Raw genomic sequence first — 7,842 nt, forward strand, 5'->3', positions numbered from 1 at the left:
TCAAGTTGAAGATCCGCGTAATCGTAAAGGTCAAGAACAGGTAGATTGCGGAGATCACCAGGTAAGTTTGGAAGAATTGGAAGCTTTGGCTGGCAATGGTTGAACCAACAAAGAACAATTCGGAAACGGAGATGATGCTCAATACTGACGTATCCTTGATATTAACAATAAATTCGTTGGTGATTGAAGGCAAGCAGTTTCTGATCGCTTGTGGCAAGATGATGTTCCACATTCTTTGGTTGTGGGTCATCCCCAAGGCACTAGCGGCTTCAAACTGACCCTTAGGGGTAGAAATAATCCCCCCGCGGATAACTTCAGCCAGGTAGGCCCCGGTGTTGATGGAAACGATGACCAAGGCAGCAACCGTTCTGTTCAAGTTGATGTGCCAGAATTGGGCAATCCCGTAGTAGATAACCGCAGCCTGAACCATCATTGGGGTGCCGCGGAAGACTTCAACGTAAACGGACAAGAGCCACTTGCAAAAGGCCAGCAGACCCTTCTTGAACTTGTTCTTTGGTTCTGGAATGGTGCGGACAATGCCGACCAGCAAGCCGATGAAGAAACCAGCGATCGTACCGATTAAGGAAATGAACAGGGTCATGCCGATCCCTTCCAGGATCATGTTCCCGTAGTTCTTCAGCATGGAAACCAGCCAGTTTTCCTTCTTGGTATTGGTTTGTGGCTGCTGCTGAACGGCTTCCTTCATCAATTGGTTGCGCTTAGCAGTGGAGATACCAGCTAAAATCTTGTTAACTTGGCTGAGCAGCTGATCGTTGCCCTTCTTGACCCCGATGGAAACTTCGGCATCTTCAGCAGAAACCTTGAAGCCCTTCATCTTGGAGAGATTAACGCCGGTAATGTTAGAGTCGACCATCTTGAAAGAAGTCAATTCCGTGTCTTCGGCAACGTAACCGTCGATAGTGCCGGCTTCCAGAGATTCCCGCATTGCGGAGAAGTCCTTAGAAGCAGGTTCACGCTTAGCACCTGGCAATTGCTTGATCAGGTTGTAGTGCAAGGTCCCTTGCTGAGCAGTCAGCTTAGCGCCCTTGAAGTCGGTTAAGTACTTAGCACTAGCGTACTTGCTCTTCTTGTTGACGATGACCACGAAGCTGGTGGTCCGGTAAGGCGTCGTAAAGTTGATGGCCTTGCGTCTTTCTGCCGTTGGACTCATCCCGGCGATGATCAAGTCGATCTTGCCACTGGTCAAGGCTGGCAAAAGCCCATCCCATTGCGTCTTTTCGACGATAACGTTCTTGTGCAGCTTTTTACCGATGATCTTGGCAATCTTGACGTCGTAACCATTGGCGTAAGAACTAGTCCCATCGATTTTTACCGCGCCATTGGCACTCGTCGTTTGGGTCCAGTTGTATGGAGCATAGTTGGCTTCCATCCCAATCTTAAGCGTACCGCTGGCTTCAGCTGGCTTAGCAAAGCTTGCGCCAACTGCCACAGTCATGATCAAGGCTAAAATGGCCCCGATCCAGCTGCCTTTCCTCTTCATTTGAAAAAACCTCCATTTAGGCAAACTCATACAATAAAGTGCAAAAAAGCCCCATTGCATATACAATGAGGCGGTTAGTTTCTGTAAATTTCAGTATGAATACCAAAAATTATAGCGCTCCCTATTGCTAGGACAGTCTGCAAGATCTTCTCCTGCAGCCCAACCAGCGTCCAGCACGTCCTGACAACTGATTTCGGCGATATTCCTTAATAGCAGGGATCAAAGCTAATGCGTGAGCTACTCCTGTTTTGGTGAACGATCGCGACCTCTATTGTATTGGATAATATTTTTACTGCTTTAAGATTAAATTAAATTAAGAAAAAAGTCAAGACTGATTTAATAATTAAACTTTAGGCCCAACCATGACCTTGATCGTAATCTTTTTTCTTCATGTCTGAGACGTAAGGATTACCGGCGACGTAGTAGCGAAGCTTTTTCTTGGCCCAGGTCGGGTCGGCTTGGCTGATCCCGATCCGGGGCGCGGCGATGATTTCTTTTGGGACTTTTTTCTGGGTGAGATCAATGGCAAAAGGACTGTCTTCCAGCTTGGCCAGGTCCCACTTTCTAGAATCAATTCCCAGGGCCTGCATCAGCTTACCGGGACCGTTGGTTAAAAGGACGCCGGTCTTGCCGCCGCGATTAGCTTCTATCTGCTCGATCCCCCAGACGGGCTCGATTGCCCGGACCAAGACTCCTTGGGGCTCGCCTTCTTCTTGACAGGCCACGTCAAAGAAAAAGTACTGGCGCTGGGCATAAATGTATAAGGATCCGCCTGGGCAATAGAGCCCTTCGTTAGCCTGGCTGCGGCGGCCGCCATAAGAGTGAGCTGCCCGGTCCTTTTTGCCCAGGTAGGCCTCGGCTTCCACGATGTAGCCGCCAAGCTTGCCCTGTGGCCCCTCCAAGGTCAGGGCCCGGCCTAGCAGGTCTTGGCAGATTTCTTCCGTAGGTCTGCCGGTAAAAAAGTCATAGTAAGTCATTGCTTTTAGCTTCTTTCGGAATAAAATAAGGTTGAGTATATTATTTCAGTATATTAGCTACCTGCTAAAGGAGCAAGCATATGTCAGAAATCAAAGCTGTAAGAATCTACCATGCCGATCTGCCGGGTTACCGGATCTTAGTTGACCGTTTATGGCCACGGGGGATGAGCAAGGAAAAAGCCCAGCTGGATGGCTGGGCAAAAGAAGTGGCCCCAAGCGCCGACCTGCGCAAATGGTACGGCCATGACCCGGAGAAGTTCCCGGAATTTAAGGAAAAATACCTTAAAGAACTAGCCGCAAATCCGGAAGTGCCAGACTTTTTGGCCCAGGTTCAAGCGGAGCTGAAAAAGGGCGACGTCCTCTTTCTTTATGGGGCCAAGGACCTGGAGCACAACCAGGCAGTCGTTTTAAAGGGATACGCCGACTCACAGCTGGCTAAAGACTTCTAAGGCGTCGCCCACCAGCTGCTTGATCCCTTGAGCCGGAATTTCCGTCAAGTTGACTGCCCAGAGCTTGGCATTTTCGGGTGCGTAGCTTAAGAGGCCAGCGAAAGGATAAACGACAAAGCTGGTGCCGACGATGATGACCAGGTCGCTTTGGGTGAGGGCGTTGACCGACCGGGAAACATTTTCCATGTTGATCCCTTCTCCGTACAAGACGATGCCCGGCCGGATGATGCCGCCGCACTCGTGCCGGTAGCCTTTTTTGTAGTCGTCATAAGTCAGCTTTTGGTGGCACTTGGTGCAGTAGATGTCGTACAGGTTGCCGTGGAACTCGGTTACGTGCTGGTTGCCGGCCTTAGTGTCCAGGGTGTCGATGTTTTGGGTAATCAGGTCGCCTTTTTCGTTGCAGATCTCAGCCATTTTTTCATGAATCAGATTTGGCTTGGCATCGGGGAAGTACATGTTGTCCATGACAAAGTTATAAAAAAGCTCCGGGCGGTTGTAGAGGGTGTCTTCGCTCAAGATGACCTCAGGCGGCTCGCTGACTCCGTTGTAGATCCCGGTCTTAGACCGGTAGTCGGGGATGCCGGAGTGGGTGGAAACGCCAGCGCCGGTCAAAAAGACCGGGTGGCGGGCGTTTTTGACGTCTTGCTTAAATTCAGCTAATAATTCTTGATCCATATAAAGCCTCTTTCTTAAGAAAAGTTAGGATAATGCCTTTTTCCTCAATTATAAGCGCTTAGTTTGTTATAATGGAACTAATTCTTAAGAAAGTTTTTGAGGTGGCAGATTATATGGATAGCTTTTACCTAGTAGCTGATTTCTTGCTGGCGGCCTATGCGGGCTACAGCTGGTATCGGCAAGCCGAAATCGAGATTCGGGCCCGTTACCGGATGACTTCCATTATTATGCCGCTGCTCTTGATCTGGCTGGGCTATTTATGGGACTACTTGGACTTGGGGCAGCCAGGCTTTAACGTTTTTCTCGCCTTGTTTATCTTAACGGGGATCTTGGAGGCGTCTGCGGGCTTAAGCAACGAGCGGGTCGTCTTGAGCGGCTACTTTAGACGGAGCCTGAAGTACAGCGAGATCAAGCAGGTGGTCTTGACGGCAGCGCCGCCAGCCATCGGCGATTTGTCGATTGCGGCTTTTGAAACGGGCCGCAACCAGGTTTACTACCTGCGATTTAATAAAGCCGCTAGCGAAGTAGCGGCTTACCTGATGACCCGGCTTGAGCGGGGCGTCAATATCGATGTCAGACAAATGGGCTAGCAAGTGCTAGCCCATTTTTGCTTTGTTTACTTGTTTGCTTTTTAAAAAAACTACAGGATTGGCGACAAGAGTCTGGAGAAGTTCTGCTTGAAGCGCAGGTAGTGGGACTGCTTGGCGATCATCTCTGGCGTCAGCAGCGTCGACTTCGCCATGTCGGCCTTAAACTGCTTGGCCATCTCCCGGTTGAAGACCCGGTCGTAAACGAAGACGTTGTCTTCAAAGTTTAAGTCATAAGACCGGTAGTCCTGGTTGACGCTGCCGACGGTCGCAAACTTGTCGTCGACAATGATGGTCTTGGCATGCAAAAAGCCATTGTTGTAGGTGTAGACCTTGACCCCAATCTTGGTCAGCTGGTTGGCATACCACTGGGTGGCCCGGTAGATGAAGGGGTGGTCCGGCATGCAAGGGATCATGATCCGCAGGTCGACCCCGGAATTAACCAGGATCTGCCAGGCGGCGATCATGGCTTCGTCAGGAATCAGGTAGGGCGTCTGGATCCAAACGCGTTGCCGGGCCAGCATCATTAAGCGGACCAGGCCGTTTCGCATGTAAGGGTCGTCGTTATCGGGGCCGTCTGACACGACCTGGACGGCCATGTCCCCTTTCCGGATGTCTTGCTCGTCTAGGTCAGGAAAAAGTTTTTCGTCAAAGGTGATGACCTCTTTTTCCTTTTTGGCAGAGGCATTCCAGTCCATGACAAAACGTTCTTGGAGCAGGAGCGAGGCTGAGCCGACTAAGCGCAGGTGGGTGTCCCGCCAGTAGCCGAACTTCTTTTTCCGGCCTAAATACTGGTCGCCGACGTTGAAGCCGCCCGTCCAAGAGATCACCCCGTCGATCACCACGATCTTGCGGTGGAGGTGGTAGTTGATCCGGTTTCGGGAGATCATGTTCCGCGAAGTGATGAAGGGGAGGACGTCGCCGCCGGCCTTAACTAGGCGGTTAAACCACTTTTTAGTGGCGCCCAGGGACCCCCAGGCATCGTAGAGGACCCGGACTTGGACGCCTTCTTTAGCCTTTTCAATCAAGAGGTCCATGAACTGATTGCCGATTTGGTCATCGTAAATCGTGTAGTACTCGACGTTGATGCTGCTTTTGGCTGCTCGGATGTCGGCAAACAGGTCTTTGAACTTGGCCACCCCGTCGGTGTAGAGCCTCAGCTGGTTGTTCTTGGTAATCGGGGCTTCCTGATCTTTGTCCAGGTACTTGATCAGGATCCGGGCGTGAGGCGACGTATCAGCGGCGCTGGTCTTTTTAGGCGCCTTGGTGATCATTTTTTGCACATTGTCGAGGCCAATGTGGTGCTGGCGGTTGATGGCAAAAAGGTTCTCCTGAGAAATCCCCCGGCCGACAAAGCCGTAGATGACGAAGCCAATCACCGGGAAGATGATCAAGACGATCAGCCAGGCCCAGGAAGTGGCAACGGACCGCTTGCGGTGGAAGACCGTCCAGAGGGCTAAGATAGTGTTGGTGAAGATGATGATGTGCCAGATGTCAATCCAGGCAATACTGTTCACGGTTTACCTTCTTTCTGCTTTTTTAATTCTAAAAAATGATCCAGGATGTTGATGACGAAGGGCTCGTCGTGCATTTGCGAGTGCTCGGCGTTCTCGCCCCGGACTTCGACTTCTTGGTAAAAGCGGGCGTGGGGGGCTAGCACGTAGCGGATGCTCTTGGCCGAGATGACCGAGATGAAGCGGTCGGAGTTGGTCGTGTCGAGGACGTTGCCGTAGATGTTCAGGACCTGGATGGCCGGGTTAAAGTTGCCCCGGTGACGGAGCATGTAGGAATAGTGCGGAGTCATCAGGCTGGGCCGGCCGCTGCGGTTGAGGTGGTTTAAGTTGGGGATGTCGCCCAGGTACATGACCCCGTTAAAGGGCCCCGCGATCAAGGCACACTTGACCAGGTGGGGGAACTTTTTCTTTTTAGCATAGCGCATTTCGGTGGCAACGACGCAAGGCGAGCCAAGGGAATGGGCGACGGCGCTGTAGCGAGTGAAGCCGTATTTTTGGCTTAAAAAGGGGAGCAGGAAGCTGAGATAGTAATTGATGGCCTGGTAGCCGGCGATTCGGTCTTTGAGGGCCAGCTGGATGATGGGCTGCTGGTCGCCAGTGTAAGTGCCGGTCAGCCTGATGTGGCCGGTGAGGTCAGCTTCCACTTTTAAAAAGCGGGGGTCGCCCTTGCTTTTGCCCGCTTCTTCCACCATGACCCGGGTGGTATAGTCCCCGCCCCGGAAGCCGTGGATGTAGATGATCGGGACCTGGTCTTGGCCTTCTGGGCGAGGCTCGATCGCGGCTTGGTCAACGACTCGCCTTTTGCAGAGCTTGAGAAAAACGCGCAGGGGCGGGAAGGTGGCTAGGATGGCCAAGAAGGTCATGAAGGGCAAGGAGTGTTCTTGCGGGTCCTGCTTTTTGCTGCGCTTTTTTTCGGTTTCTTCAGCGTATTTGCGCGAATTGAAGAAGAGCACGGTTGGCTTTTGCTCCTTTCTAGACAGAATTTTTAAACGGAATTTCTTTAATATTTATGATACCATTATCTTGTTTTTGACCAAGATCTGAAAATTGACTTTTTGAGGGGGAGAACACATGAAATTTTACGCGGTAAAAAAGGGTCGCAAGCCTGGCATTTACCATAACTGGCCAGACGCCCAGGCCCAAGTAAGCGGCTATTCTGGGGCGGTCTTCAAGTCTTTTGACAACATGATGGACGCCGTCAACTTTATCGGCGAGGACCCGGCGGATTCGCTGGCCAAGCTGCAGACGGCTGAAGATGAGCTGCAGGCGGCGATTCAGAAGATCCAGCAGGGCGGCGCTGGTGGCGCGAGTGCGCGGCCTAGCCGGCCGGCGGCCCGGTCTGGTCGGTCAGCGGGTGCGGTGCGGTCAGCTGGCAAGCTGACGCCGATCAGCCACTACGGCAAAGATGGGCAGGGTCCTTACCCGGTCCACGTCTATACCGATGGGGGATGCCGCAACACCGGCAATGTCAGCGGCGGCCACGTCAAGGAAACGGACAAGGCGGCTTGGGCCTATCTGATTTTGGATCCAGCCGACCAGCGCCACCCCGGCCACGGCGGCTGGTACGGTGCCACCAACAACGTGATGGAGATGACGGCTTTTTTGGAAAGCTTGAAAAAGCTGGAGGAGCTGGGCCTGGCTAACGAGGAGATCCTTTTTTCCCTAGATTCTAAGTACGTGCTCGAGTCCGCTAGCAGCGACTTTGGCCACCCGGCTTGGCTGACGGGCTGGAAAAAGCGCGGGTTCAAGAACGTGAAAAACGCCGACTTGTGGCGGGAGATCGACCAGGAGCTGCGGAAGTTCCCGCACCTGCACTTTGAGTGGGTCCGCGGCCACGAGAACAACGAGGGCAACAACTTCGTTGACAGCTACTTGAACGAATATATGGATCAGATGTAAAAAAGGAAGCACTGCGGTGCTTCCGTTTTTTGGTGTGTGGGGTGCTTGCGGGCCGGCGGCGTGGTTGGTTGGGCGGCTGGGTGGCCTTTTGCCCCCGAAGTATGTCAACCGGCCGCGATTTTGTCGCTTTTTGCCCCCGAAGTATGTCAACCAGCCGTGGATTTGTGAAATTTTGCCCCCGAAGTATGTCAACCGGCCGCGGATTTGTGGATTTTCGCCCCCGAAGTATGTCAACCGGCC

Annotated in this window: 8 protein-coding genes, 1 pseudogene and 1 riboswitch; of the genes and pseudogenes, 4 read left to right on the forward strand and 5 right to left on the reverse strand. The window is 52.4% G+C overall.

Annotation, left to right across the window (positions count from 1 at the left end; all coding sequences use genetic code 11):
- Together ACI4WN_RS04505 and ACI4WN_RS04510 are read right to left on the reverse strand one after the other, a co-directional pair.
- Positions 1-1,501 (reverse strand): ABC transporter substrate-binding protein/permease (locus ACI4WN_RS04505; protein WP_439777155.1); only part of this gene is annotated, 1,501 nt, incomplete at its 3' end.
- Positions 1,502-1,605: 104 nt separating this feature from the next.
- A riboswitch (Lysine riboswitch) is annotated at positions 1,606-1,780 on the reverse strand.
- A gap of 71 nt (positions 1,781-1,851) precedes the next feature.
- Positions 1,852-2,478, reverse strand: a complete 627-nt coding sequence (locus tag ACI4WN_RS04510) for a DNA-3-methyladenine glycosylase (RefSeq protein WP_439777156.1) — start codon at positions 2,476-2,478, stop codon at positions 1,852-1,854.
- Between the two features lie 80 nt (positions 2,479-2,558).
- Here ACI4WN_RS04510 and ACI4WN_RS04515 point away from each other — a divergent pair, with 80 nt between their 5' ends.
- A complete protein-coding gene (locus tag ACI4WN_RS04515) occupies positions 2,559-2,927 on the forward strand; it encodes a DUF488 domain-containing protein (protein ID WP_439777157.1) in 369 nt (122 codons plus the stop codon).
- Here the strand turns inward: ACI4WN_RS04515 and ACI4WN_RS04520 are convergent.
- The gene (locus tag ACI4WN_RS04520) at positions 2,904-3,602 is read right to left on the reverse strand and encodes an NAD-dependent protein deacylase (protein ID WP_439777158.1); all 699 of its coding nucleotides are present in this window, start codon (positions 3,600-3,602) and stop codon (positions 2,904-2,906) included. The genes ACI4WN_RS04515 and ACI4WN_RS04520 overlap by 24 nt on opposite strands.
- 113 nt (positions 3,603-3,715) lie before the next feature.
- On the opposite strand from ACI4WN_RS04520, the gene ACI4WN_RS04525 reads away from it, so the two are divergent.
- A complete protein-coding gene (locus ACI4WN_RS04525) occupies positions 3,716-4,192 on the forward strand; it encodes a hypothetical protein (RefSeq protein WP_439777159.1) in 477 nt (158 codons plus the stop codon).
- Between the two features lie 50 nt (positions 4,193-4,242).
- On the opposite strand, the gene cls is transcribed toward ACI4WN_RS04525, so the two are convergent.
- Complete coding sequence (gene cls / locus ACI4WN_RS04530) at positions 4,243-5,706, reverse strand: cardiolipin synthase (protein WP_439777160.1); 1,464 nt, start codon at positions 5,704-5,706, stop codon at positions 4,243-4,245.
- Positions 5,703-6,656 (reverse strand): alpha/beta hydrolase, encoded by a 954-nt coding sequence (locus tag ACI4WN_RS04535; RefSeq protein WP_439777161.1) that lies wholly within the window; start codon positions 6,654-6,656, stop codon positions 5,703-5,705. Before ACI4WN_RS04535 ends, cls begins: the two co-directional genes overlap by 4 nt.
- Positions 6,657-6,774: 118 nt before the next feature.
- Here ACI4WN_RS04535 and ACI4WN_RS04540 point away from each other — a divergent pair, with 118 nt between their 5' ends.
- Positions 6,775-7,602 (forward strand): ribonuclease H family protein, encoded by an 828-nt coding sequence (locus tag ACI4WN_RS04540; RefSeq protein WP_439777162.1) that lies wholly within the window; start codon positions 6,775-6,777, stop codon positions 7,600-7,602.
- A 41-nt stretch (positions 7,603-7,643) separates the two neighbouring features.
- Positions 7,644-7,842 (forward strand): annotated as a pseudogene (locus ACI4WN_RS04545) (hypothetical protein); the annotation flags it as partial.

This window comes from Lactobacillus sp. (assembly GCF_051893255.1).
Classification (GTDB): domain Bacteria; phylum Bacillota; class Bacilli; order Lactobacillales; family Lactobacillaceae; genus Lactobacillus.

What these genes read in the sequence shown, in the direction of transcription:
- ACI4WN_RS04525 (WP_439777159.1), top strand. Translation starts at nt 3,716, where the DNA reads ATGGATAGCTTTTACCTAGTAGCTGATTTCTTGCTGGCGGCCTATGCG.
- ACI4WN_RS04540 (WP_439777162.1), top strand. Translation starts at nt 6,775, where the DNA reads ATGAAATTTTACGCGGTAAAAAAGGGTCGCAAGCCTGGCATTTACCAT.
- ACI4WN_RS04520 (WP_439777158.1), bottom strand. Translation starts at nt 3,602, where the DNA reads ATGGATCAAGAATTATTAGCTGAATTTAAGCAAGACGTCAAAAACGCC.
- ACI4WN_RS04510 (WP_439777156.1), bottom strand. Translation starts at nt 2,478, where the DNA reads ATGACTTACTATGACTTTTTTACCGGCAGACCTACGGAAGAAATCTGC.
- ACI4WN_RS04515 (WP_439777157.1), top strand. Translation starts at nt 2,559, where the DNA reads ATGTCAGAAATCAAAGCTGTAAGAATCTACCATGCCGATCTGCCGGGT.